Origin of the sequence: Nonomuraea sp. NPDC003804, assembly GCF_040610675.1 — a bacterium.
In the GTDB taxonomy this organism is placed as follows: domain Bacteria; phylum Actinomycetota; class Actinomycetes; order Streptosporangiales; family Streptosporangiaceae; genus Nonomuraea.
Window position 1 is genome coordinate 1 of sequence record NZ_JBEXMT010000018.1, and the last position, 24,461, is coordinate 24,461.

The 24,461-nt window shown below is 71.6% G+C and carries 17 protein-coding genes; 7 read left to right on the forward strand and 10 right to left on the reverse strand.

What is annotated here, in order from left to right; translation table 11 throughout:
- Positions 1–122 precede the first annotated feature (122 nt).
- Both ABZX22_RS24185 and ABZX22_RS24190 read right to left on the reverse strand, forming a co-directional pair.
- Complete coding sequence (locus tag ABZX22_RS24185) at positions 123–4,352, reverse strand: GH92 family glycosyl hydrolase (RefSeq protein ID WP_354912879.1); 4,230 nt, start codon at positions 4,350–4,352, stop codon at positions 123–125.
- A 351-nt stretch (positions 4,353–4,703) separates the two neighbouring features.
- Positions 4,704–5,171 (reverse strand): RDD family protein, encoded by a 468-nt coding sequence (locus ABZX22_RS24190; RefSeq protein ID WP_354912881.1) that lies wholly within the window; start codon positions 5,169–5,171, stop codon positions 4,704–4,706.
- 140 nt (positions 5,172–5,311) lie between these two features.
- Between ABZX22_RS24190 and ABZX22_RS24195 the strand changes: the two genes are divergently transcribed.
- Together ABZX22_RS24195 and glnA (ABZX22_RS24200) are read left to right on the forward strand one after the other, a co-directional pair.
- Positions 5,312–5,599: a hypothetical protein gene (locus ABZX22_RS24195; protein ID WP_354912883.1), complete on the forward strand. Its 288-nt coding sequence runs from the start codon at positions 5,312–5,314 to the stop codon at positions 5,597–5,599.
- 126 nt (positions 5,600–5,725) lie between these two features.
- Positions 5,726–7,150, forward strand: a complete 1,425-nt coding sequence (gene glnA / locus ABZX22_RS24200; protein ID WP_354912885.1) for a type I glutamate--ammonia ligase — start codon at positions 5,726–5,728, stop codon at positions 7,148–7,150.
- Between the two features lie 196 nt (positions 7,151–7,346).
- Here the strand turns inward: glnA (ABZX22_RS24200) and ABZX22_RS24205 are convergent, their stop codons facing one another.
- The 4 genes from ABZX22_RS24205 to ABZX22_RS24220 form a co-directional block, all read right to left on the reverse strand.
- Positions 7,347–7,730 (reverse strand): peptidase inhibitor family I36 protein, encoded by a 384-nt coding sequence (locus ABZX22_RS24205; RefSeq protein WP_354912887.1) that lies wholly within the window; start codon positions 7,728–7,730, stop codon positions 7,347–7,349.
- A 488-nt stretch (positions 7,731–8,218) separates the two neighbouring features.
- On the reverse strand, positions 8,219–8,725 hold the full coding sequence (locus ABZX22_RS24210; protein ID WP_354912889.1) for a PASTA domain-containing protein: 507 nt from the start codon (positions 8,723–8,725) through the stop codon (positions 8,219–8,221).
- A 43-nt stretch (positions 8,726–8,768) separates the two neighbouring features.
- Positions 8,769–9,815, reverse strand: coding sequence for a hypothetical protein (locus ABZX22_RS24215; protein ID WP_354912891.1), 1,047 nt, complete (start codon positions 9,813–9,815; stop codon positions 8,769–8,771).
- 71 nt (positions 9,816–9,886) lie between these two features.
- On the reverse strand, positions 9,887–12,790 hold the full coding sequence (locus tag ABZX22_RS24220) for a bifunctional [glutamine synthetase] adenylyltransferase/[glutamine synthetase]-adenylyl-L-tyrosine phosphorylase (protein ID WP_354912893.1): 2,904 nt from the start codon (positions 12,788–12,790) through the stop codon (positions 9,887–9,889).
- Between the two features lie 76 nt (positions 12,791–12,866).
- On the opposite strand from ABZX22_RS24220, the gene ABZX22_RS24225 reads away from it, so the two are divergent.
- A complete protein-coding gene (locus tag ABZX22_RS24225; protein WP_354912895.1) occupies positions 12,867–13,370 on the forward strand; it encodes an HXXEE domain-containing protein in 504 nt (167 codons plus the stop codon).
- On the opposite strand, the gene ABZX22_RS24230 is transcribed toward ABZX22_RS24225, so the two are convergent.
- Complete coding sequence (locus ABZX22_RS24230; protein ID WP_354912897.1) at positions 13,342–14,013, reverse strand: type 1 glutamine amidotransferase; 672 nt, start codon at positions 14,011–14,013, stop codon at positions 13,342–13,344. The two genes, ABZX22_RS24225 and ABZX22_RS24230, sit on opposite strands and share 29 nt — an antisense overlap.
- Positions 14,014–14,401: 388 nt before the next feature.
- On the opposite strand from ABZX22_RS24230, the gene ABZX22_RS24235 reads away from it, so the two are divergent.
- Together ABZX22_RS24235 and ABZX22_RS24240 are read left to right on the forward strand one after the other, a co-directional pair.
- A complete protein-coding gene (locus ABZX22_RS24235) occupies positions 14,402–17,791 on the forward strand; it encodes a serine/threonine-protein kinase (RefSeq protein ID WP_354912899.1) in 3,390 nt (1,129 codons plus the stop codon).
- Positions 17,788–18,654: an alpha/beta hydrolase gene (locus ABZX22_RS24240; RefSeq protein ID WP_354912901.1), complete on the forward strand. Its 867-nt coding sequence runs from the start codon at positions 17,788–17,790 to the stop codon at positions 18,652–18,654. The genes ABZX22_RS24235 and ABZX22_RS24240 overlap by 4 nt, the downstream gene beginning before the upstream one ends.
- 78 nt (positions 18,655–18,732) lie before the next feature.
- Here the strand turns inward: ABZX22_RS24240 and ABZX22_RS24245 are convergent, their stop codons facing one another.
- Positions 18,733–19,464: a hotdog fold domain-containing protein gene (locus tag ABZX22_RS24245; RefSeq protein ID WP_354912902.1), complete on the reverse strand. Its 732-nt coding sequence runs from the start codon at positions 19,462–19,464 to the stop codon at positions 18,733–18,735.
- Between the two features lie 215 nt (positions 19,465–19,679).
- On the opposite strand from ABZX22_RS24245, the gene ABZX22_RS24250 reads away from it, so the two are divergent.
- A complete protein-coding gene (locus ABZX22_RS24250) occupies positions 19,680–20,927 on the forward strand; it encodes a serine hydrolase domain-containing protein (RefSeq protein WP_354912904.1) in 1,248 nt (415 codons plus the stop codon).
- A gap of 97 nt (positions 20,928–21,024) precedes the next feature.
- Positions 21,025–21,948, forward strand: a complete 924-nt coding sequence (locus ABZX22_RS24255) for a CPBP family intramembrane glutamic endopeptidase (RefSeq protein WP_354912906.1) — start codon at positions 21,025–21,027, stop codon at positions 21,946–21,948.
- Between the two features lie 82 nt (positions 21,949–22,030).
- On the opposite strand, the gene ABZX22_RS24260 is transcribed toward ABZX22_RS24255, so the two are convergent.
- Complete coding sequence (locus ABZX22_RS24260) at positions 22,031–22,828, reverse strand: hypothetical protein (RefSeq protein ID WP_354912907.1); 798 nt, start codon at positions 22,826–22,828, stop codon at positions 22,031–22,033.
- A gap of 117 nt (positions 22,829–22,945) precedes the next feature.
- Positions 22,946–24,310: a type I glutamate--ammonia ligase gene (gene glnA / locus ABZX22_RS24265; RefSeq protein WP_354912909.1), complete on the reverse strand. Its 1,365-nt coding sequence runs from the start codon at positions 24,308–24,310 to the stop codon at positions 22,946–22,948.
- Positions 24,311–24,461: the final 151 nt, after the last annotated feature.

The following is a 24,461-nucleotide window of genomic DNA, read 5'->3' on the forward strand; positions in this document are numbered from 1 at the left end:
GGGCCCCGGCCATCTCCCCCTGAGCCGGGGCCCCCCCCCGCCGCGCGCGGCGCCGGGGGGGCGGCGGCCCCGCGGCTGTGCTGGTGCGCTCCCGGTGTCCGGCCGGGCCGGGAGCGCGGCGGTCAGCAGGTCACCGGGCCTCGGACCGCGTTCGGCAGCCCGTTGTCGCGCATCGCCGGATCGTTGCCCGCGCAGGTGAGCGGGCCGCCGACGGTGCTGGCGCTGACCAGCGGGGCGGAGTTGCGGGTCAGCGTGACGGGGCCGTGGACCTCGGCCGCCTCCAGGCTCACCTCGCCGTGCACGCCCGAGACGCTCACCGGACCGCCCACCGAGGAACCGGTGAGGACGAGCGCGGCGGCCTGGTGCGCGGTGACCGGCCCCTTGATCGTGGCGTCCTTCGCCAGCAGGCCGGCGCCCTGCCGTACCGTGACGGGGCCGGTGACGGTGGCGTCCTCGGCCAGGCAGGTGACGCCCTCGGCCACGACCAGCGGGCCCCGGTGGGTGCCGCTGACGGTCCTCGAACAGGCCTGGTCGGGTACGGCCAGCAGTTCCAGCTCGGCGACGGTCCCGGAGGTCGTGAAGCGGTAGTGGCCGAACCGGCCCGGATTGGCGATCTTGAAGGGTCTGGTCTGCTTCTGCCAGGCGAAGCTCTCCTCCTTGCGCTCGTCGATGACGCTCCAGGTGGTGCCGTCGTAGGAGCCCTCCAGCTTCCACGCCCTCGGGGCCGAGGAGGCGGCCGAGGTGAGCGTGTAGAAGGTGACCGGCTGGCGGCCCGCCGCGGTCAGCGTGACGGGGCCGCTGAACACCGCCGCGGTGGCCGAGGTGTCGTCCGAGAGCGCGGCGGGGCCGCCGGTGACCGGGATGTCGCGCATCGGCCGCGGCGACTGCCCCTCGGGGGTGATCGACTGCAGCGGCGTGCCCCACGTGGAGGGCTCGGGCCCCATGGCGAAGTCGAGCACCGCGCCCTCGGCCAGGACGTCGTGCGGCAGCGAGGTGGAGGTCCACGCCTTGCCGTTCACCTTGAGCCCCTGGACGTAGACGTTGCGGGCGCTGTTCTCCGGCGCGTTGACGACCAGCTTCCTACCGCCGGGCAGGTGCACGGTGGCCTTGGTGAACAGCGGCGAGCCGACCGCGTAGTGCGGGCTGCCCACCTGGAGCGGGTAGAAGCCGAGCGCGCTGAAGAGGTACCAGGCCGACATCTCGCCGTTGTCCTCGTCGCCCGGATAGCCCTGGCCGATCTCGCTGCCGAGGTAGAGCCGCGACAGCGCCTCCCGCGCCTTGGCCTGCGCCTTCCACGGCTGGCCCGCGTAGTCGTACATGTAGATGACGTGGTGGGAGGGCTGGTTGCTGTGGCCGTACTGGCCCATCCTGACGTCCCTGGCCTCGCGCATCTCGTGGATGATGCCGCCGTAGGAGCCGGGGAACGTCGCGGTCTCCTGGCTCGCGAAGAAGTCGTCGAGCTTCTTGGCCAGGCCGGCGCGCCCGCCGTACAGGGCGGCGAGACCGACCCCGTCCTGCGGGGCGTGGAAGGCCATGTTCCAGCCGTTGGTCTCGGTGTAGTCGTGGCCCCACACGCGCGGGTCGTACTGCGAGGGCGTCCAGCGCCACGCGCCGCTGGAGTCGCGGCCCTGGAAGAAGCCGACCGCGGGGTCGAACATGGTGACGTAGTTGAGCGCCCTGGACCGGAAGTACTCCGCCTCCTCCGTACGGCCGAGCGCCTGCGCCATGCCGGCGATCCCGAAGTCGTTGATGTAGCCGTCGACGGCCCACGACATGGCCTCGCCCACCTCGTCCCTCGCGGTGTAGCCGCGGAAGACCGAGGTCTGCATGCCCTTGCGGCCGACGGCGGCGTTGGGCGGCACGACGGTGGCGTTCTTCAGCGCCGCCTCGTAGGCGCCCTTGACGTCGAAGCCGCGCACACCCTTGACGTAGGCGTCGGCGAAGGCCACGTCGGAGCTGGTGCCGACCATCAGGTCGGCGTAGCCGGGCGACGACCACCTGGCGATCCAGCCGCCGTCGCGGTACTGCTGGACGAATCCGTCGATCAGCTCGCCCGCCGTACCGGGGCTGAGCAGGGTGTAGGCGGGCCAGGTGGTCCGGTAGGTGTCCCAGAAGCCGTTGTTGACGTAGATCTTGCCGGCGACCACCTTGGCCCCGGTCTGGGTCGGCGTGTCGGCGCCGGTGCGCGGCGCCACCGGGCTGGCGTAACGAGGGCCCTCGGGGGTGTTCTCGAAGCCCGAGTTCGGATACAGGAACAGACGGTAGAGGTTGGAGTAGAGCGTGGTCAGCTGGTCGTCCGTGGCGCCCTCCACCTCGATGACGCCGAGCTTGTCCTCCCACGCCTTCTTCGCCCGCGCCTTGACCTCCTCGAAGCCGCCGGCCTCCAGTTCCAGGTTGCGCTTGGCCTGCGCGACGCTGATGAAGGAGGTGGCGATGCGCATGGTCACCTGTTTGGCGCCGAAGGCCAGGTAGCCGGTGACGTTGTCGCGCCCCGCCCCGGTGAGCTTGCCGCCGCCGGTCGGGGTCTGGTCGAAGACGGCGTAGACGAACATCCTGGTCGCGCCGGCCGACAGCCCGCTGCGGGCGTCGGTGAAACCGGTGACCACTCCCCCGTCGATCGTCAGGCCGCCGTCGTTGTTGTAGTTGTCGAAGATCAGGCTGCCCCGCTCCTCGGGGAAGGTGAAGCGGAAGACCGCCGCGTGGTCGGCGGGGGCGATCTCGGTGCGGATGCCGTTGAGCAGGTCGACCGCGTAGTAGTACGGCCTGGCAGTCTCCCTGACGTGGGTGAACGGGGTGGCTCGGGCCACCCTGTCAGGGGTGGGGACGGCCAGCAGTGACGGCATGACCTGGAAGGACTGCCGGTCGCCCATCCACGGGCTCGGCTCGTGACTGGCGGCGAACGCCTGGATGGTGGGGATGTTGTCGGGGTTGCCGTTGCGGTGGTACTCGTACAGCCAGGAGTTGGAGCCGGACCCGGTCATCGGGGTCCAGAAGTTGAAGCCGTGGGGGACGGCGGTGGCGGGGAAGGTGTTGCCGCGCGAGAAGCCGCCGGTGGAATGGGTGCCCCTGGTCGTGATCACGTGGTCGGCGACGCTCGACGGGGCCTGCGCCCTGATGTCGGCCAGCGTGATGTCGTCGACGAAACCCTTGAACGGCAGCGGCCCCACCGGGGCGTCGAAGGCGACCAGGATACGCGTGACGCGCTTGCCCTTGGCGATCTCGCCGAGCCGTACGCGCTTGTTGTTCCACTGGTCGGCGTAGAGCGTCTTCGACTCGCCCTGGGCGCGGGCGGCGGCCCTGGTGCCGTGGTGGTCGCGGGCCTGCAGGTCGCTGAGGTAGGTGCCGTCGGAGAAGGCGAGGTCGAGTCCGGCGTAGGTGCTGGGATAGCGCAGGTCGGCGCCGGTGAACTCGGGGAAGATCTTGTAGGACAGCTCGGTGTCGGGGCCGACGGGGACGTCGACCTCGAAGAGCTTGTTGGTGGAGCGGCCGCCCCGCTCGGTCGTGGTGCTGCCGGAGTAGCGCAGCGCCTTCAGGCCCGTGTAGCCGGCGCGCGGCTTGGCGGTGAACCCGCCGCTCGGGCCGCCGCTGACCAGGCTGCGCATGTCGGAGGGCGGCTTGGGCGCGGTGTCGCCGTCCGACAGCTGCAGCTCGGCGAGCTGGACGATGCCGCCCGAGCCGTTGCGCGTGACGTTCAGCCGGTAGTACAGGTAGGCGCCGGGGTTGGCGACCACGAACTCGCGGGTCTTCAGCCTGGCGTCGAACACCTCTCCCGCGCGGGTGTCGACGGCGGTCCACGTCCGGCCGTCGGCGGAGCCTTCGAGCGCCCAGTCGCGCGGGTCCCGCTCGGGCGCGTCGTTGGCGGAGGCCAGCGCGTAGCGGGCGACCCTGATGGGCTTGGACAGCTTCGCCGACACCCAGCCGGTGCCGGCGAAGACCAGCCACTTGGTGTTGACGTCGCCGTCGAAGAGGTTCTCCTTCACCTCACCGGCGGCGCTGAACTCGCCGCTGGCGTTCACCTCGACGACCTCGTCGGTGATGTTGCCGGGGATGCCGCCGGTCGTGCCGCCGGTGACGCCTTCGGCGCCCTTGACCTCGTCGACCGTGTTGACCCAGGTGGGCTGCGGCTGGCCGGGTTCGAAGGAGCTGTGGAAGAGCGCGTCGGCGGGGGCGAGGTCGACCTGCGCCCTGCGGGCGGATGGAGGCGGGGTGACCTCGGGCGGGGGTGGGGGCGGGGTGGGGGTGGCGGACGGTGCGTCCGAGGGGAGTGGCGAGGGTGGCGGGTCGGCCAGCGCCACCCCGGGTAACGCCAGGACCAGGGCGCTCGCCAACGCAGCCAGGTGTGCTCTCCGCATGCCGGGACCTCCGAGGAAGCTGACAACGTTGTCACCGAAGATCCTTCGGATAGACAACGTTGTCAACGCCCGCGCAGATCACCTTTTGGTCAACGACCACCGGATGTGGCGTTTTTCTGATGAAAGGGCAGCACGGCGAAGCCGATGAGGGCACAGGGAGAAGCCGGGCGGGGCGCGCACATGACGGCGCGGCCCCGGTGACCGGCGCAGGAGGCGGGGTGTCGCGGGCCGACGCGGGAGACGGGGTGTCGCGGGCCGACGCGGGAGACGGGGTGTCGCGGGCCGACGCGGGAGACGGGGTGTCGCGGGCCGACGCGGGAGACGGGGTGTCGCAGGCCGACGCGGGAGACGCTACATGCGGACGACCACGGTGTTGGAGACGCGGTCGTGGACGCCGCGCTGGTCGCGGTCGAAGATCACCGCAGGGACGGCCAGGCACAGCAGGATCGTGCGGACCAGCACGGGGAACCACCGCGGCCGCCCGCCGTCCATCGCGGCGACCCTGATGCCCAGCAGGCGGTGCCCGAAGGTCTGCCCCAGGAACCCGACGAGCAGCAGGTACTGCACCGCGAAGATCGCCACCGGCACCCAGGGCGACTCGGCGGGGTTGACCCGCAGCAACGCCTGGGCGATCGCCCAGGTGCAGATGAGCCAGTCGATGACCAGCGCGCCGATCCGGCGGCCGAACCTGGCCACCGAGCCACTGCCCTCCTCGGGCAGCCCGAGGCGCTCACCCGGGTAGCCGAGGTCGACGCCGGCGGACCTCACCCCGCCCAGCCAGGTCTGGGTCCACCGGGGGTGCTGCTCCTTGCTGCTCATGCATCAACGGTATCCGGCGGGGTGGCCGGTCACGCCAGCCGTACATCGTGATCTGATCGCGCTTCTGCCCAGGGGGGTCACACCAGCATCATGGGCCGGTTGGGCGGCGCCGTCCGGCTTCCGCGGAACGGGGGTTAGGGATGACAGGGGACGATCTACACGCCCGCTTCGACGCGGTCGTCGCGCAGATCGGCGAGGACGAGCGGCGCAGGATGCGCGCGGCGGCCACCAAAGGGGTGCGCTCGCCCCGGCGGACCCGGCCACGGCGGCGCGTGTGGCTCGCGGCGTGGATCGTCGTCGCCGTCGTCGCGGGCGCGGCGGTGCTCGTGGCGGCCTGGCCCGAACTGCTGACGGACATCGTGCCCGCCGTACGGCAGGAGCCGCCCGCCGTCCTCGTTCCTGGGCCGGGACACGCCGAAGGGTCCTGAAACGGGAGGACCGGGCGGCGCGGCGGGCCGGGCCCCCCTTAACACATGCGAAACAATCGGGACACGGGCCGGAAACGGCCGACGCCTAGGGTCTGCCTGATAGCCCATGCCCCGGGAGGTTCGAGAGTGTTTAACTCCGCCGACGACGTCCTGAAGTTCATTGGGGACGAAGGGGTGCAGTTCGTCGATGTCAGGTTCACCGACCTGCCGGGAACGACGCACCACTTCACCTTTCCTGTGGAGAACTTCAGTTCCAACGTTTTCTCCGACGGCCTCATGTTCGACGGCTCGTCGATCCGCGGTTTCCAGGCCATCCACGAGTCGGACATGCTCCTGCTGCCCGATCCCACCAGCGCCGTGCTCGACCCGTTCCGTCAGCACAAGACGCTCAACATCAACTTCTTCGTGCACGACCCGCTGACCGGTGAGGCCTACAGCCGCGACCCGCGCAACGTCGCCCGCAAGGCCGAGGAGTACCTCAGGGGCACGGGCATCGCCGACACCGCCTACTTCGGCCCCGAGGCGGAGTTCTACATCTTCGACGACGTCCGCTTCGAGACGAACCAGCACTCGAGTTACTACTACGTCGACTCCATCGAGGGCGCCTGGAACACCGGCAAGGCGGCCGAGGGCGGCAACCTCGGCTACAAGCCCCGCTACAAGGGCGGCTACTTCCCCGTCCCGCCGATGGACCACTTCACCGACCTGCGCTCCGAGATGGTCCGCAACCTCATCGAGTGCGGCATCGACGTCGAGATGCAGCACCACGAGGTGGGCACCGCCGGCCAGGCCGAGATCGACTTCAAGTTCGGCACGCTGCTGAAGACCGCCGACAACCTGATGCTCTACAAGTACGTCATCAAGAGCACGGCGCTGGAGTACGGCCACACGGTCACCTTCATGCCCAAGCCGATCTTCGGTGACAACGGCTCCGGCATGCACTGCCACCAGTCGCTGTGGAAGGACGGCTCGCCGCTGTTCTACGACGAGGTGGGCTACGCGGGCCTGTCCGACACCGCCCGCTACTACATCGGCGGCCTGCTCAGGCACGCCCCGTCGCTGCTGGCCTTCACCAACCCGACGGTCAACTCCTACCACCGGCTCGTGCCCGGCTACGAGGCGCCGGTCAACCTGGTCTACTCGCAGCGCAACCGCTCGGCCTGCGTGCGCATCCCGATCACCGGGTCCAACCCGAAGGCCAAGCGCATCGAGTTCCGGGTGCCCGACCCGTCGTGCAACCCGTACTTCGCGTTCGCGGCGATGCTCATGGCCGGCATCGACGGCATCCGCAACAAGATCGAGCCGCCGGAGCCGGTCGACAAGGACCTCTACGAGCTTCCGCCCGAGGAGGCCCGCCAGGTGCCGCAGGTGCCCGCCTCGCTGCCCGAGGTGCTCGACGCCCTCGAGGCCGACCACGACTACCTGCTGGAGGGCGGCGTGTTCACGCCCGACCTCATCGAGACGTGGATCGCCTACAAGCGGGAGAACGAGGTCGACCCGATCAGGCTGCGCCCGCACCCGCACGAGTTCGAGATGTACTACGACGTGTGACGACGTTTTCCGGCCTCGGCGATCTTCCGGGAAACCGGCAATGAGCTGGAAAACGTTGCCGTTGGTTGTTGTTGTTCGTAGTTGCTGAGCAACGTCAGCCGGAACAAGACGGCCCGGCATCGTGATCGATGCCGGGCCGTTTCCGTACTGGTGCCTGCGGCGGCAGGAGCCGATACTGACGAGCCTTGATCCTCCCCTAGGAGGGGCCGAAAGGGCAGCGGAACACGTCGAAGCGGTGTACCGCCTTTATAGGGGTGAGTGGCCCGGAGTCTTCGATCCTCCCAGCGAAAAGAACTTGTTTCTGGTGATCGATGAACACTTCCGTGGGCACGTCGTTCCAGCACCATCTCACGTCGGTGCGATTCCATGCCGACCTGGCGCCATCGTGTAGCCCTTGGGCGGCGAGGTTGAAACTTCCGGTGCGGAAAGTCGCGACCCTGCCGGTACCGTGGGGCCCCTCCCAGACGCAGAACTCATTGATGGGACAGCCACTCCAGCGTGCCGGCTCGGCCTGGGCCGCGGCACTGGCTGCAGCCACGAAGAGCGCGCTGACCAGCGATGTCACCAACAGCTTGCGCACACTGACCTCCTCCAGGGGCGTCACCGGCCTGGCGCGACCCCTGCCGTTACGACGCCACAGCATTGCTCAGTGTAATGTAAACCTTACTCAAGGTAGCCAACAACCACTTTTCGCTGACTAGCGTCCACAGGAGTCGCGTGCGGACGATCTTGATCACCGCACCAGTCGGCGTTCGGGCTCACGGTCGCCCCAGAGCGCCAACACGTCTGGCTGGGCGAACCGGACGGCCCGTCCTGGGACCTGCCCGCCTGGCCACCGTGCCGTGAACACGAAAAGGCGCCCCGCATCTCCAGCGGCGCATTCAAAAGGTCGTACGAGGATCTGGTCGCCGCGGGCATGGCGGACGCGGACCTGCTGGAGGGGCTCGCCGGGGCCCGGGCGCGCTTGACGGAACTCCAGGGCTGACGAGCCCGTGAACGCGCGCCCGGGGTGCCCGCCTCGCCGTACCCGACGGCGGGACGGCGAGGCGGGCCTTCGGCGGCGTGCGGTCAGGGGCAGGACTCGCCGTACTTGACCACGCCGAGCGTGACGGGACCGGTCAGCGGCGCGGCAGGGGCCGGCCGCTGGGTGCACACCTGCCAGGCGGTGTCCCAGAAGACGAGGCGGTTGCGCCCCGTGGCGTCATTGATCCTGATCGTCGTACGACCGGGCAGCGACCGGCGGGCGACGCGGACGCTCTTGCCCGCGAGGTCGGGCATGAGCCCCGGCGCCACCTGCGGGCTCTCGCGGACGGGACAGGTCTCGTTCGCCTTCACCACCGCCAGCTCCACCCGCTGCCTGTCCGGCGTCTGTCCGGCCGTCGGCCGCTGAGCGCAGACCTTCCAGTCGCGGCGCACGACCACGACCCGCCCGCGACCGCTGACGTCGACGGTCCTGACGCGCTCGTATCCCGCGTCCCTGAGCTCGCCCAGCGCCTGCACCAGGCCCTGGCCGGCGACGTCGGGCACCGGCGCCGCGACGCTCGACAGGATGACGATCCCGGCGATCAACCACATGTGAGGACTCCTCCCTGAAGACCATGGGGGGAGTGGGCTGATCTTACTTCGGGGAGCGCAGGCCGGTGATGCGGCGGAAGAGATCCCACCAGAAGGGCGCGCCGAACAGCAGCGCCACGTAGGTGAGCAGGAAGCCGGGCCAGTGGCTGAGCGTGGTCAGGCGCGACCACCAGACCGGGCCGTTCCACGAGAGGGACGGGTCGCCCTCCTCGGGGATGACGACGCTGACGATGGCGTGGTCGAAGACCTTGACCAGGGCGGGCGAGCTGAGGGTCTCCGTGACGCACAGGTAGGGGTTGCCCGGCGTGTCGCACTCCTGGCGCAGCGGTTCGATCTGCTCGGCGCCGCTTCCCGCGATCGCCGAGACCGCCGAGCGGTAGGCGTTGTCGCGCAGCAGCGTCTTGGCGTACTCCAGGCCGTCCATGCTGAACAGCAGCACGACGACCAGCCCGAGGACGCCGACGACCCACTTGACGTAGCGCTTGTACAGCATGGACAGGCGCTGCATCTCGGCGTCGAACCAGGTCTCGACGCCCTGCCGGAAGCGGTCGAGGTCGCGCTGGGCGCCCTCCCACAGGCCCTGCAGGTGGCCGTGGAGCGGGCTGCCGATGCCCTTGAGCTTGGCCAGCAGCCCTTCGACGCCGTCCTTCTCCGCCGAGGCCATCTCCATCATGGCGACGGCGAACCGTTCAGGGGGGATGTTGGCGATGCTGGTCCGGCCGGTCTTGGGATGGTCGATCTCGCGGACCCGCTGGTAGAACAGCGTGGTCATGGCCTCCTTCGCCGCGTTCTCCTCGGCCGGCACCGGCGCGACCTCGGCCGGCGCGGGCAGCTGGCTGTGCTCGGGCCTGGGGTCGTGGGTGAACGGCAGCTTCGCGAAGACGTCGGCGACCTTGCTGGGCAGCCACGCCCTGCCGGAGGAGTCGGCGCCGTCCATGGTGTCCCTCAGGTAGGCCCACAGGAACTTGCTGCGGATCGACAGCAGCCGGACGAAACCCTCGTTGAGGCCGCTGACCAGGAGCGACAGCAGCAGGAAGCACAGCACGAGACCGAGCGCGAGATCGACGTAAAGAGACAGCAAAGCGATCACCCCACGCCGTGATACACGCCTGGCTCGCCGCACGCAACGCCTTTCACCCACACAGGCCGGTGAAAGGCGCGTCAGTAGAAGACGCGCTCCACCACCTGGCGGGCGCGGCGGGTCACCCTGCGGTAGTCGTTGACGAAGTCCTCCGAGCCGTCGGGCGGGTAGCCGAGCGTCCTGGCGAGCAGGCGGCGCTCGTGCGCGCCGGACGGCACCATGTCGCCCGCCCTTCCCTTCACGAGCATGATCGCGTCGCGGATGCGGGAGGCGAAGCGCCAGCTGTCGGCCAGCACCTCGGCGTCGGCCGGGTCGAGCAGCCCGCGGGAGGCGGCCGCGCGCAGGGCTTCGAGCGTCCTGGTCGTGCGCAGCGCGGGCTCCGTGGCGGCGTGCCGGAGTTGCAGGAGCTGGGCCACCCACTCGACGTCCGACAGCCCGCCCCTGCCGAGCTTGGTGTGCAGCGTGGGGTCGGCTCCGCGAGGCAGCCGCTCGGCCTCCATGCGCGCCTTCAGCCTGCGGATCTCGCGCACGGACTCCTGGGGCAGGCCGCCGGGCGGGTGGCGCAGGTCGTCGATCATCTCGACGAACGCCGCGCCGAGCTCGGCGTCGCCCGCGCAGAAGCGGGCACGCAGCAGGGCCTGCGACTCCCACGGCGAGGACCAGCGGGCGTAGTAGGCGCGGTAGGAGGCCAGGGTGCGCACCAGCGGGCCCTGCCTGCCCTCGGGCCGCAGGTCGGGGTCGATCGGGAGCGGCGGGTCGGGCGCGGGCAGCGACAGCAGCCGCCGCAGTTCGTTGGCCACGGCGAAGCCCGCCTCCGGGCGTTCGGCGACGAACATGACGTCGGCGTCGCTGGCGTAGGAGCACTCCATGCCGCCCAGCCGGCCCATGGCGATGACGGCGAACGCGCCGAGCGGCTCGCCCCTGCGCTCCGCCCGGACCTTGGCCAGCGCGGCGTCGAGCGCGGCCTGGATCGTCACGTCGTTCAGCTCCGACAGCGCGACGCCGACCGTTTCGATGTCGGTCAGGCCCGACAGGTCGGCGACCGCCGTACGGAACAGCTCCCTGCGGCGCAGCGCCCGCACGGCGGCGACGGTGGCCTCGGCGTCGGTGTGCCGGGAGACGGCCGCCGCCGCCTCGGCGCGCAGCGCCGCGACCGGACGGGGCCGCAGGTCGGCGTCGGAGCCGAGCATGGCGACGCCCTCGGGGGCGCGGGTGAGCAGGTCGGTGGCGTAGCGGCTGGTGCCGAGGACGCGCGCCATGCGGGCGGCCACCGCGGTCTCGTCGCGCAGCAGCCTCAGGTACCACGGTGTGGTGCCGAGCCGGTCGCTGACCTGGCGGAAGCCGAGCAGGCCCGCGTCGGGGTCGGGGGCGTCGGCGAACCAGCCCAGCATGACCGGCAGCAGGGTGCGCTGGATGGCCGCGCGCCTGGAGACGCCGGTGGTGAGCGCGGCGATGTGGCGCAGCGCCCCGGCGGGGTCGTGGTAGCCGAGCGCCTGCAGGCGGGCGGTCGCCGCGGCGGTGGACAGCCGTGCCTCGGTGTCGGGCAGCCTGGCGACGGCCTGCAGGAGCGGCCGGTAGAACAGCTTCTCGTGCAGCCGCCGCGCCTCCATCGCGTGCTTCTTCCACTGCCGGGTGAACGCGGCGGCGGGGTCGGGGCCCAGCTTGAGCGCCCTGCCGAGCCTGCGCAGGTCGTCACTGCCCGAGGGCACGACATGGGTACGGCGCAGCCGGTGCAGCTGCAGCAGGTGCTCGACCTGGCGCAGGAAGGTGTAGGCCTCGGCCAGGCCCCTGGCGTCGTCCCTGCCGACGTAGCCGCCGCGGGAGAGGGCGGCCAGGGCGGGCAGCGTGGCCCTGCGGCGCAGCAGCGGGTCGAGCCGCCCGTGCACGAGCTGCAGCAGCTGGACGGCGAACTCGATGTCGCGCAGACCGCCGGGGCCGAGCTTGAGCTGCCGGTCGCCCTCCTCGCTGACGTGCGCCTCGACGCGGCGGCGCATCGCCTGGACGTCCTCGACGAAGTTCTCCCTGGCGGCGGCGTTCCAGACCAGCTCGTCGACCGCGGAGACGTAGGCGGCGCCGAGGGCGGTGTCGCCGGCGACGGGCCTGGCCTTGAGCAGCGCCTGGAACTCCCAGGTCTTGGCCCACCGCTGGTAGTAGGCCAGGTGGCTGCCGAGCGTGCGCACCAGGGGGCCCGCGCGGCCCTCGGGGCGCAGGCCCGCGTCGACCTCCCACAGGGCGGAGCAGGCGCGCATCATCGCCTGCGCCAGGCGTGTGGCGGTGCGCAGCGCCTTGGTCTCGTCGGCGCCGTCGGCGGGCTCGGCCACGAAGACGACGTCGACGTCGCTGATGTAGTTGAGCTCGCGGGCGCCGCACTTGCCCATGCCGATGACGGCCAGCCGTACGCCGGTGGAGTCGACCTCGGCCCGCGCCACGGCCAGGCCCGCCTCGAGGGCGGCCCCGGCCAGGTCGGACAGCTCGGCGGTGACCTCGGCGAAGGAGGCGGCGCCGGTGACGTCGCGGGCGGCCAGGAGCAGCAGGCGCTGCCGGTAGGCGGACTGCAGCGCCTGCTTCGCGCCCTGGTGGGAGGCGGTCGGGCCGGGCTCGGGTGCCTCAGGGTCGGCGCCTACGGCGCGCAGCAGCGCGGCGCGCAGCTCCTCCTCCCCCGGCCTGGCCGGCGCCGGCTCCCCCGCCAGCGAACGCCACTGGCCTGGGTGGGTGATCAGGTGCTCGCCCAGCGCCGCGCTGAGCCCGAGCACGCCGAGCAGCCGCGCGCGCAGTCCTTCGTCCGATCGCAGCGCGTCCAGCACGGCGGGGTCGCGCTCGGCGAGCCGGGTCAGCGACAGCAGGGCCAGGTCGGGATCGGCGACGGCGGCGAAGGCGTCGAGCAGCCATGGCCCGTCGATCTCCGCGACCAGGCGTTCGGCGCGGGCCGCGTCGGCGAAGCCGAGCTTGGCCAGGCGGGCGGCGGTGGACTCGATCCTCGGCACCTTCTCATCTTGTCAGCTCCGCGTATAGTGAGAACTGCAACGCAACGTTGCGTTGCATTAAGGGAGAGGAGAGGTCATGCCCGCATGGGGACTGCTCGCCGCCTGGGCGCTGCACGACGCCGAGGAACTGGCCACGATGGCGGGCTGGGCCCGCAGGGCGCGTCCGCGACTCGCGGAACGCTTCCCCTGGGTGCCCGACCGGGTGTGGGAGGCCATGGACGTCGACCAGCGGCACGTCAACGTCGCCATCGGTCTCATGGGCGGGGTCGTGGCCGCCGCCGCGGCCAGCGGGCCTCGCAGCGGCTTCTACAAGGCGGCGCTGGCGGCGTTCGGCGCGCACGGGGTCATGCACCTGGCCCAGGCGGCGACCGTGCGTGGCTACACGCCCGGCGTGGTCACCGCGCCGCTGGTGGTGATCCCGTACTCGGTGTGGGCATGGCGGCGGCTGGAGGACAAGCGGCTGCCCGCCTCGAGCTGGCTGCTGCTGCCGCTGGCGCTCGGCGGCGTCCACACGGCCGCGCACGTGCTCACCAGGCCGCGCGCCCGCGCGCTCACGCGGTGGCGCGACCGCTGGTTCTGACCACCTCGCCGAACGCCTCGGCCAGCGGCCGCCACGCGGCGACCAGGTCCTCCTCGGCCAGCTTGACCTCGACCACCAGGTCCTCGGGAGAGTTCCAGCCCGCGAAGATCTCGGGCGTGGCCTCGGGGTGGAACTGCACCGCCCACGCCCGCTCGCCGAGGCGGTAGGCCTGGTGGGGGTACTGCTCGCCGGTGGCGAGGAGCACCGCCCCCTCGGGCAGCACGGTCATGACGTCCTGGTGGTACTGCACGGCCACGGCCCTGTCCAGGCCGCCCAGCAGCGCGTCGCCGGCCGCCGCCGGCAGCGCCACCACCTCACGGGCGCCCACCTCGAGCCCGTCGCCGCCGCGCTCCACCGTGCCGCCGCAGGCGATCGTCATGAGCTGGGCGCCCAGGCAGATGCCCAGCGTGGGCGTGCCGTCGGCCACGCCGGCCCGCAGCAGCTCGCGGGTGGCGGGCAGCCACGGGTAACCCGCGTCGTCCCAGGCGGACGCCTCGCCGCCGAGCACGATCAGCCCGTCCTCGGCGCGCGCCGGCACCTCCTCACCCAGGTACGGCCGGACGACCCGCACGTCGACGCCGAGCCATTCCGCTAAGTACCCCAGACCGGCGCCGGCCTCGTGCTCGATGACAGTGATGCGCATACGCGCATTATCCGACCTTTATCCGCACAGGCGGGTCGGGCTCGGCCATGTACTCCGGCATCCCGGGGAGCGTCGGCCTGGGCCGCCTGGGCTCCCTGACGCCACCCTCGCCTCCCGGCGGTTCGCCGGGGGAATCACCGGAACCGGAATCACCGGGATCACCGGGAAAGTCGTCGGTCCAGTGCGGCTCGCCAGGGCCGAACCCCGGCATCCAGGCGGGCGCGCCGCTGGTCAGCGCGCGACGCCGGCGTGAGCGCTTGCTCATCGCGGGCACCCTTCGTGGGGGAAGACTCCAGTGTCACCCGGCCATCCCGATAACACCAGATCGAACCTTGTACCCAGCTTGCGCATCAAACGCCACAGAGATCACGATCACGGGGACGGCGGCATGGCGACGGCACTGATCGACGGGGACCCGCAGCGGCTCGGCGGCTACTGGCTGGCCGCCAGGCTCGGCGCGGGCGGCCAGGGCGTGGTGTACGAGGCGTACGCGGAGGACGGCCGGCGGGTCGCGGTCAAGGTGCTGCACGGCGACCAGGCGGCCCAGCTGGGCAGGGAGGCGGAGGCGGCCCAGCGGGTGGCCTCCTTCTGCACGGCCAAGGTGATCGCCGCCGAGTTGGACGGGCCGCGGCCGTACATCGTCAGCGAGTACGTGGAGGGGCCGAGCCTGCGCAGGGCGGTCGCGGACGGCCGCAGGTTCGCGGGCGGCGACCTGGTCAGGCTGGCCACCGCGGTGGCGACCGCGCTGACCGCCATCCACGAGGCGGGCGTCGTGCACCGGGACCTCAAGCCCGACAACGTGCTGCTGGGCCCCGACGGACCTCGCGTCATCGACTTCGGCATCGCCAGGACCGAGGAGATGTCGCTCACCGACACCGGCCTGGTCAAGGGCACGCCCAGCTACATGGCGCCCGAGGTGTTCACCGGACAGCGGGCCGGCGCCCCCGCCGACGTGTTCGCCTGGGGCGCCATCATGCTGTTCGCCGCGACGGGCGCCGACCCGTTCCAGGCCGACAGCCTGGGCGGGGTCATGCACAGGGTGCTGTCGTCCGTTCCCGACCTCGGCGCGCTGCCCGAGCCGCTGCGCCCGCTGGTCGCCGCCGCGCTCGGCAAGGAGCCCGCGCAGCGGCCGGTCGCCCGCCGGCTGTTACTCGCGCTGGTCAGCGGCGAGGCGGGGATCGGCACCGCGCGGCTGCTGGCCAGGGGCGGGAAGCAGGCCGCGCTGGTCAGCGGCACCGCCGACGATCCCGCGCTGGGCACGCTGGCCGAGGAGGCCTACGCGCTGCTCGACCCGGCCGAGCGGGAGCTGGCGCCCGAGGTGTTCCTGCGCCTGGTGACCGTGGACGAGCACGGCGAGCTGTCCGTACGGCACGCCGCGACGGCCGAGCTGGTCGAGGGCAGGCCGCTGCCCGAGGTGGCCGCCATCACCAAGATCCTCAAGGTGTACGGCTACCTCCTCGGCCGGGACGGGGAGGAGATCTGGCTGGCCCGTCCGGCGCTGCCGCACGCCTGGCCGAGGTACCGCCGATGGATCGACACCAACAGGGACGGTCTCGCCGTCCACCGGCAGATCCTGCTGGCGTCGCGCCGGTGGGACCAGGGTGGCCGCAGGGACGGCGACCTGTTCCACGGCTCCAGCCTGGAGAACGCGCTGCAGTGGGCGGCCACGGCGCGCAGGAACATCACCCTCTCCCCCGCCGAGCGCGACTTCCTCGACGCCGCGGCGGGGGCGCGCAGGCGCCGGGCCAGGAGGAGCAGGCTCGTCTCGCTGAGCCTCGCGGGACTGCTGGTGATCTCCCTGGTGGCCGGAGGCCTGGCCGTTCAGCAGAGCATGGTCGCCGACGAGCGGGCCGCGCGGATCGCCAGGCAGCTCGAGCGCTCGGAGGCGACCAGGCTGACCGCGCTGGCCGCCGCGACGCGCGGCACCGACCCGAGGCTGGCCATGCGGTTGAGCGCGGCGGCGTGGACGCTGGACCACACCCCGCAGACCAGGGCGGGCCTGGTGGCCTCGCTGGCGCAGCGGGAGACGGAGGTGTTCCAGGATCCCGCCGTCGACGGCGGCACGGTCAGGCGGCTGAGCGCCGACGGCAGGACGCTGCTCAGCGTCGGCGAGAACGCGGCGCGGCTGTGGGACCTGCGCACGGGCCGGAGCGCGGGCGGTGTCCCCGCTCTCGGGCTCGGCACCGAGACGGTCGCGGACGCCGCGCTGTCGCCCTCGGGCCGCACCCTGGCGGCCGTCACCGACAAGGGCATGAGGGCGTGGGACCTGCGCGGCGGCAGGCTCGTCGGGAGGTGGGACTTCCCGCGCACCCTCGACCTGGTCAACGCCGGAGCCTCCGTCGCCTACGCCGACGAACGCGGCCCCGTCCTGTCGGTGACCGAGCGGCCCAGCGTGCGGTGGGACCCGCGTACCGGGAGCAGGACCCGCGCCGCCTTCCGGCACCGGCTCGACGCCGGGGGCGAGTGGGACACGGCCGACCATCCGCGCGAGCTGCACCTGGTCAATCTCCGGACCAGGCGCGAGGTTCGGCTGGGCGTGCGCGACGGCGCGAACGAGCGCGGCGGCTGGAACCAGGGATCGGTGGCGGTCAGCGCGGACGGCCGGTTCGCCGCCTCGGCCTCCCACCGGATGATCCAGATCTGGCGGATGAGCGATCGGGGGCTGCTCGCCACCATGCCGGTGCGGGGCGACTCGGCCGACACCGACCTCCCGCAGGGCGCGTTCGACGGCCGCACCTACCGCTACCTCGTCGACGACCGGGTCTTCTCCATGGACCTGTCCGACCTGGCCTGGCGCGACGGCGAGCACCCGTCCTCGGTGGCGCTCGCCCCCGGCGGCCGTCACCTGCTGAGCGACGGCGAACTGCGCCAGACCCGCGGGGGAGGCGTCCTCGGCTCGCTGCCGTCCACCGACCAGGCCGTCTTCTCCCCCGACGGCACGCGGCTGGCCCTCCTGCTACTCGACAGGATCAGGGTCGTGGACGTGCCGTCACGGGCCACGCTCGCCGAGTTCCGGCCGGCCGTCCGCGGCATGGAACCGCTGACGGCCGTCTTCAGCCGGGACGGCGCGCGGCTGGCGGTCGTGCTGCGCACCCCCGACGACGGCACGTCGGTACGCCACCACGCCGCCCAGGTCTGGGACTGGCGGAGCGGGCGGCGGCTGTGGAGCACGGACCAGGACGAGATCATCGACGTCGCGCTCTCTCCCGACGGCCGCACGCTCGCGCTGACCGGTCCCCGCCAGTCACTCCTCGACGCGGCGACCGGCAGGCGCGTGAGGGCGCCGTTCGGCGGCGAGGGGGTGCGGGTGTTCTTCACCCGGACCGGCAGGCAGCTGGTCGTGCTCGACTCCCGGGGACGGGTGACGCTCTGGGACGCCGCCACCAGGCGCCGGCTGAGCCCCGTCGCGAGGGGCGCCGACGGCATGTCCGCCGCCTACTCCCCCACCGAGGACGTGGTCGCGGTGGGCGGAAAGGCCAGGCTGCTGCTGTTCGACCCGATCAGCGGGGTGAGCCTGGGCGGCTACCCGGACGCCGGCGGGGCCGAGGCCGACGGCGGCGGCTGGATCAGGTCGGTGGTCTTCACCGACGACGGCACGTCGGTCCTCACGGTGGACGAGAAGGGGGTGGTCCGCGAGCAGCCGGTGGCCCCGGCCAAGGTGCTGGCGGCCGTCTGCGCCAGGGCGGGCGGGGCGCTCACCCCGGCCCAGTGGGGGGCGTACGTGCCGGGCCTGCCGTACCGGGAGGTCTGCCCCTCCTCAGTAAGATCGCCCGCATGAGGGAAGAGGATGTCGAAGGCCTGCGGATCGCCACCTTCGGAACGGGTCCCCGGCTCGTCATCGCGGTCCACGGCATCACCGCGTCGCTGATGGCGTGGGCGGCGGTGGCCCGCCGGCTGCCGGAGGAGTGGTCGCTGGTGGCGATGGATCTGCGGGGCCGCGGTCACAGCCGCGACCTGCCTGGCCCCTACGGCCTGCCCCGGCACGCCGACGACGTGCTGCGGGTGGCCGAGCACGTCGGCGCGGGCCCCGACACGGTGCTCGCCGGGCATTCCATGGGCGCCTACGTGGCCGTCCTGGCCGGGGCGCGGCGGCCCTTCGGCAAAGTCGTGCTGGTGGACGGCGGGCTGCCGTTCCCGCCGCTGCCGCCGGGCACCGACGTGGACGCCGTCATGGAGGCCACGCTCGGGCCGGCGGTCGCCAGGCTGAGCCAGACCTTCGCCACGGCCGACGACTACGTCGCCTTCTTCAAGGCGCACCCCGCCTTCGCCGGGCAGTGGACGCCGGAGGCGGAGGAGTACGTCAGGTACGACCTGGTGGGAGAACCGGGGGAGCTGCGCTCGCGGGCGGTGGGCGCCGCCGTACGCGAGGACGGCAGGTGGCTGCGGCTCAACGGCGACGCCGTCGGCGCCGCGCTGGCCGCCGTCCAGGCGCCGACGACCTTGCTGCGGGCACCGCGCGGGCTGCTCAACCAGGACGTGGGGATGCTGCCGGACGCACTGGCCGCCGAGTGGACGGCGCGGGTGCCGGGGCTGCGCGAGGAGCTGGTGCCCGACTGCAACCACTACACGATCCTGTTCGACGACCGGTGCGCGTCACTGGTCGCCGCTCGCCTGACGGAGCAGGCAGATCGGCTCGCCTGACGGAGCAGGCGGATCGGCTCGCCTGACGGGGTAGCCGAGCGCGTGGGTGGCCCGAGCGGGCCACCCACGGGGTGTGTTCTAGCGTGGAGCGATCCAGGTCGCCTTGGCCGCGGCCACCGGCGTGCCGTCCACCTCGTAGATGGCGCTCTCGCCGAAGAGCTTGCGGCCCTCGCGGCCCGTGGCCCTGGCGACGACGGAGTAGGTGCCGCCGGGGTAGACGCGCCGGTTGACCTGCAGGGTCAGGCGGCCGAGCAGGGCCGACTCGCCGGGCTCGAAGTGGGCCCACCCGGTCACGCAGTCGAGCACGGCGCCCACGACGGACACTGGGACCGCGCCGTCGGCGTCGGTCACCGTGAACGGCACGCGCCACCCGGCCGCGACGAGGCGGCCCTCGCCGGTGTCGGCACCGTCGACCGGGCCGGGGAAGACGCGCAGGCCGTCACCGGGCTCGCGCAGGCCGCAGGCGAAGCAGTCGGGGAAGGCGTGGCCCTGCCAGCCGGCGAAGCCGGCCTCGGCGCGGGCGGCCTCGTTGAACGGCACGAAACCGGGACCGGTCAGGTGCTCGGCGACCGGGATGGCCTCGACGAGCAGCTTGCCGTCATGGTGAAGGGACGCGGAGTTGGCCACGTGCTCCAGACGGACCTCGGTCTCGAGCGGGGTGGGGGCATGCAGCGTGACCTCCACGGCCGAGGAGAGACCGTTGAGCGCCTCGGCCACGGTGCCGGAGATCCAGCCGCCGTTGGCGATGCCCGCGGGGCCGCGGAAGCGCTCGGGGACGGTCAGCACGGTCTGCAGGGCAGCCGTCGTCATCCACACCCTCCAATATGTCCGGAAATATCATTTAGAACGGACCGATTTTACCCGAGGGTCCACACACCAAGAGAACCAGGGGCTCATGTCAGGGTCGCTAAGCACGTGTAACGCGCCGATGACGGCCTAGCTTCCCATGGAATCGGCAAAAGCACTCACTTGTCCGTAAGATTCTGCTCCTTGACACAGATGTGACATGGGGGTCAGAAGTGACTGTGCTGAGCCGTCGGAACCTCATCAGGGCGGGCGCCGCCGCCACCGTGACGCTGGCGTTGCCCACCAGGGCCGAGGCGGACCTCCTGGTCAGCGGGACCATCCCGGCGCAGCTGGCCGCCTTCGACAAGACCATGCAGAAGTACATGTCCGAGCGGAGCATCGGCTGCGGCCAGCTGGCGGTCGCCAGGAAGGGCAAGCTGCTGGCCGCCCGCGGTTACGGCTTCTACCGCCCCAACACCACCGACTCGGTGGCGCGCATCGCGCGCGTGCAGCCGACCTCGCTGTTCCGTGTCGCGAGTCTGAGCAAGAGCCTCACCGCGGCGGCGATCCTGCGCCTGGCCCAGGACGGCAAGTTCACCCTGACGACCCCGGTGACCACGCTCCTCGGCCTGTCGGCCGCCGCCGACCCCCGCCTTGAGCAGGTCACCCTGTGGCGGCTCATGCAGCACACCGGTGGCTGGGACAGGGCCGTCAGCAAGGACCCGCTGTGGCTCGACGCCACCATCTCCGCCTCCCTCGACGCGCCGCTGCCGATCAGCCACGCCGACATCGTGAAGTACGTCACCGCCAAGCCGCTCGACTTCGACCCCGGCAGCAAGATGTCCTACAGCAACTACGGGTACATGCTGCTGGGCCGGATCATCGAGAAGGTGTCGGGGCAGAGCTACGAGTCGTACGTGCGGTCCAAGCTGCTGGCGCCGCTGGGCATCGACCGGATGACGCTCGGCAGGAGCCTGCGCGCCGAGATGTCGCCCAGCGAGGTGAGCTACAGCTCCAAGTACACCAACAAGAGCGTGGTCGACTCCTCAGGCGCGGTCGTGCCGTACCCCTACGGCGGGTTCAACATGCCCAACCAGGACGCCAACGGCGGCTGGGTGGCCTCGGCCGTCGACATGGTGCGGTGGGCGAGCGCCTTCGACGCGTCCGGCGCCGTCCTGAACGCCACCTCCATCTCCCGCGCCTTCGCCAAGCCCGAGATCGGGGTGAGCGGCGACGGCTGGTGGTACGGCTGCGGCTGGTACGTCAGGACGTGGGGCAACGGCCTCAACACCTGGCACACCGGGTCGATGCCGGGCACGTTCACCCTGCTGGTACGGAACGCGGCGGGCGTGACCTGGTGCGTGCAGTTCAACCGGCGGGAGGAGGAGGGCTCGCCCGACTTCGACGTGATCGACAGGCTGATGTGGCAGGCGCACGACACGGTCACCTCCTGGCCCACCACCGACCTCTACCCGAAGTACCTCTGACGCCGGCCGGCCGCCGGGCGCACCCGCTCGGCGGCCGGGCCGCAGGTCGTGAATTCTTCACTGGCCCGCGCCCCCGGCGCCTTCGACGATCGAGGACATGACGAACCTCGACAGTCAACCGCCCCGCCAGGTCATCCCCGCCCGCCCCGCCGACCTCCTGGTGTTCCTCGCCATCGCGTTCGGCGGCGCGTGGCTGGCCGCGATCCCGCTGTGGACCGCCCCCGCGTCGGGCGCGGGCGGCGCGCTGCAGCTGACGCTGGCGGGCATGCAGCTCTCCCCCACGCTCGGCGTCCTGGCCGTCTGGCTGCTGCGCAGGGACAGGGCGCGAGCCTGGGCCCGCGACACCGGCCTGACCCTCGGCGGCAGGCGGGGGCGCACGCTCGGCGTCACCGCGCTCACCTGGATCGGCACGCCCGTGCTCGTCGCGGCCGTGATCGCGGCCAGCGCGCTGCTGGGCCTGTTCCCCACCGACCTGGCCGGGCTGTCCGGCTACCGCCAGGTCTTCCCCGGGGCCACGCACAGCTTCGCGATCATCGGGGCGCTCCTCGCGGTCGTGGTCTACCCGCTGCTGTACGCGATCGGCGCGTTCGGCGAGGAGTGGGGCTGGCGCGGCTGGCTGCTGCCCCGGCTCATGCCGCTCGGCCCCGGCAGGGCGCTGCTCGTGTCGGGCGTCATCTGGGGCCTGTGGCACGCGCCGCTGACCGCGGCCGGCCTGCACTACCCCGGCCTCGGCTGGGCGGGCGTGCCGCTCTTCACGGTCAGCTGCGTGGCCCTCGGGTCGTTGCTGGGCCTGCTCCGCCTCCGTACGGCGAGCATCTGGCCCGCCGTGATCGGGCACGCCGCGTTCAACGCCTCCGCGCAGGCGCTGCCGTTCATCGTCTCCGACGCCCGCCACCCGGCCGACGCCGTGCTCGGCGGCGTGTTCGGGGTGACCGGCTGGGTGCTGACCGGGGCCGTCGCCGTCCTGCTGGCCAGGAAGACCCCGGCGCAGCGGCCCGCCCTCGATGTGGCGAGCCGCTAGAGGAAAAACCCGGGACGTGAACGAGAGGGGTCATCGGTGGCGTTCGTGGGGCTCAGCATGAGTGCGACGACCAGCCGCGCGGTCAAGGCCGGTAGACGTTCGGCAGCGGCAGATAGGAGCTGAAGTGGTCGGCCACGATGTCCGCCACGGCCTCCGCGTCATCGAGCCCGTCAACCTCGAGGACTCGTATGCCCAGGCGACGAGCGGAGCGGGCGGCCTCGTCGGCGACGAGGCGGTCTCGGGCGAGCCGGTTGCGCTGTGCTCGATCAGGGTCGCTGACCGCGCGATCGACGGCGGCGGCACGGGGCAGTTCGCGGAGCTGACGCTCACGGAATTCCTCGCTCGGCACCATCACGATCATTCGACGGGGTGAGTCGATGATGGGGGCGACCAGTTCCGGACGCAGCCCCCAGCCTTCGGCGATGACGGGTCGCCCCGACACCAGGCCGCGCAGGTCGTCCAAAGCCCACTCGAACCGCGTGGGGAAGCCGGCCAGGGTCTCGTCGGCCATCTCCTGAGGGCTGGTGTTCACCCAGACGCTGTCCGGATCGGGGTCCGCGGTGGGCTCGCCACGTCGCACTCGGCGTGCGATCCGACGGTCATTGTGCGCACGCGCGTCGTGATAGTCGTAGTGGTACGCGGTCAGCCCGTAGCGGGTGGCCAGCAGCCTGGCGACGGTGGATTTGCCGGCCCATTGGCCGCCTCCGATCCATAGGGCGCTGCGCAAGGTGCCGAACGGATCCCAGACCTCCTCACCTGTGGCGTTCACGGTTACAGCCTGACAGCCGTACAGACCAAAGAAACAGTCTTGTTCCTGCCTGCCTGGCCGGGAGATGATCGAAGAGAAGGGGAAGCGGCCGAGCCCTGGATCGTCGATCACCCCCGAGCACGTACGGTGACCGGCCATGCCTCGGCGATCGTCAGGGCGGCGACATGCCCTGCCGCTGAGCGACTCCCGATCACGACGGAGGTCTCAGCAGCAGGGGTATCTGCCTGTTCAGAGCACGGGCAGGTAGCGGCCCAGCTCGAACTCCGTCACCTGGCGGCGGTAGTCGCGCCACTCGGAACGCTTGTTGCGCAGGAAGTAGTCGAAGACGTGCTCGCCCAGGGTCTCGGCGACCAGCTCGCTGCGCTCCATCACGGAGATGGCCTCGTCGAGCGACTGCGGCAGCGGCTGGATGCCGAGGGCGCGCCGCTCGGCGCTGGTCAGCGCCCAGACGTTGTCCTCGGCGGGAGCGGGCAGCTCGTAGCCGTCCTCGATGCCCTTCAGCCCGGCCGCCAGCACGAGCGCGAAGGCGAGGTACGGGTTGCAGGCCGAGTCGAGCGAGCGGAACTCGATGCGGGTGGAGCCGCCCTTGTGCGGCTTGTACATCGGCACGCGCACCAGCGCCGAGCGGTTGTTGTGGCCCCAGCAGATGTAGGACGGCGCCTCGCCGCCCTGCCCCGCGATGGCCTCGGCCCCGCCCCACAGGCGCTTGTAGGAGTTGACCCACTGGTTGGTGACCGCGGTGATCTCGGCGGCGTGCTTGAGCAGCCCGGCGATGAACGACCTGCCGATCTTGGACAGCTGGTACTCGGCGCCGGCCTCGTAGAAGGCGTTGCGGTCGCCCTCGAACAGCGACATGTGGGTGTGCATGCCGGAGCCGGGGTGCTCGGTGAACGGCTTGGGCATGAAGGAGGCCCAGATGCCCTGCTCCAGCGCGACCTCCTTCATGACCAGCCGGAAGGTCATGATGTTGTCGGCGGTGGTGAGCGCGTCGGCGTAGCGCAGGTCGATCTCCTGCTGGCCGGGGGCGCCCTCGTGGTGGCTGAACTCCACCGAGATGCCCATCGACTCCAGCATCATGATCGCCTGGCGGCGGAAGTCGTGGCCCGCGCTGTGCGGGGTGTGGTCGAAGTAGCCGCCCGAGTCGATCGGCTCGGGGCGCGGCCCGCCCGTCTCCGGCCGGTTCTTCAGCAGGAAGAACTCGATCTCGGGGTGGGTGTAGAAGGTGAAGCCCATGTCGGCGCACTTGGCGAGGGCGCGCTTGAGCACCCACCGGGGGTCGGCGTGGGACGGCGAGCCGTCCGGCATGAGGATGTCGCAGAAGATGCGCGCCGCGCCCGGCGCCTCGCTGCGCCACGGCAGGATCTGGAACGTGCCGGGGTCGGGCTTGGCGAGCATGTCGCTCTCGTAGACGCGCGCGAAACCCTCGATCGCCGAGCCGTCGAACCCGATGCCCTCGGCGAAGGCGCCTTCCAGCTCGGCGGGCGCGATGGCGACGGACTTGAGAAAGCCGAGCACGTCAGTGAACCAGAGCCGGATGAACCGGATGTCGCGCTCCTCGAGTGTGCGGAGAACGAACTCCTGCTGACGGTCCAAGGCGTCCCCTTGACTGAAAAGACATGTCTGGTCCTCTACAGTCTGCCTGTTTCGTGTTTCACGCGCGTTACGGAAGGTCGCACGGGGTGTCACGCGGCCAGCGCGTGCCTCGCTGACAAACGGCTCCCGCCCCTCCTAGGGTGATCACGCA

What these genes read in the sequence shown, in the direction of transcription:
- ABZX22_RS24185 (WP_354912879.1), bottom strand. Translation starts at nt 4,352, where the DNA reads ATGCGGAGAGCACACCTGGCTGCGTTGGCGAGCGCCCTGGTCCTGGCG.
- ABZX22_RS24190 (WP_354912881.1), bottom strand. Translation starts at nt 5,171, where the DNA reads ATGAGCAGCAAGGAGCAGCACCCCCGGTGGACCCAGACCTGGCTGGGC.
- ABZX22_RS24195 (WP_354912883.1), top strand. Translation starts at nt 5,312, where the DNA reads ATGACAGGGGACGATCTACACGCCCGCTTCGACGCGGTCGTCGCGCAG.
- ABZX22_RS24210 (WP_354912889.1), bottom strand. Translation starts at nt 8,725, where the DNA reads ATGTGGTTGATCGCCGGGATCGTCATCCTGTCGAGCGTCGCGGCGCCG.
- ABZX22_RS24225 (WP_354912895.1), top strand. Translation starts at nt 12,867, where the DNA reads ATGCCCGCATGGGGACTGCTCGCCGCCTGGGCGCTGCACGACGCCGAG.
- ABZX22_RS24230 (WP_354912897.1), bottom strand. Translation starts at nt 14,013, where the DNA reads ATGCGCATCACTGTCATCGAGCACGAGGCCGGCGCCGGTCTGGGGTAC.
- ABZX22_RS24235 (WP_354912899.1), top strand. Translation starts at nt 14,402, where the DNA reads ATGGCGACGGCACTGATCGACGGGGACCCGCAGCGGCTCGGCGGCTAC.
- ABZX22_RS24240 (WP_354912901.1), top strand. Translation starts at nt 17,788, where the DNA reads ATGAGGGAAGAGGATGTCGAAGGCCTGCGGATCGCCACCTTCGGAACG.
- ABZX22_RS24245 (WP_354912902.1), bottom strand. Translation starts at nt 19,464, where the DNA reads ATGACGACGGCTGCCCTGCAGACCGTGCTGACCGTCCCCGAGCGCTTC.
- ABZX22_RS24255 (WP_354912906.1), top strand. Translation starts at nt 21,025, where the DNA reads ATGACGAACCTCGACAGTCAACCGCCCCGCCAGGTCATCCCCGCCCGC.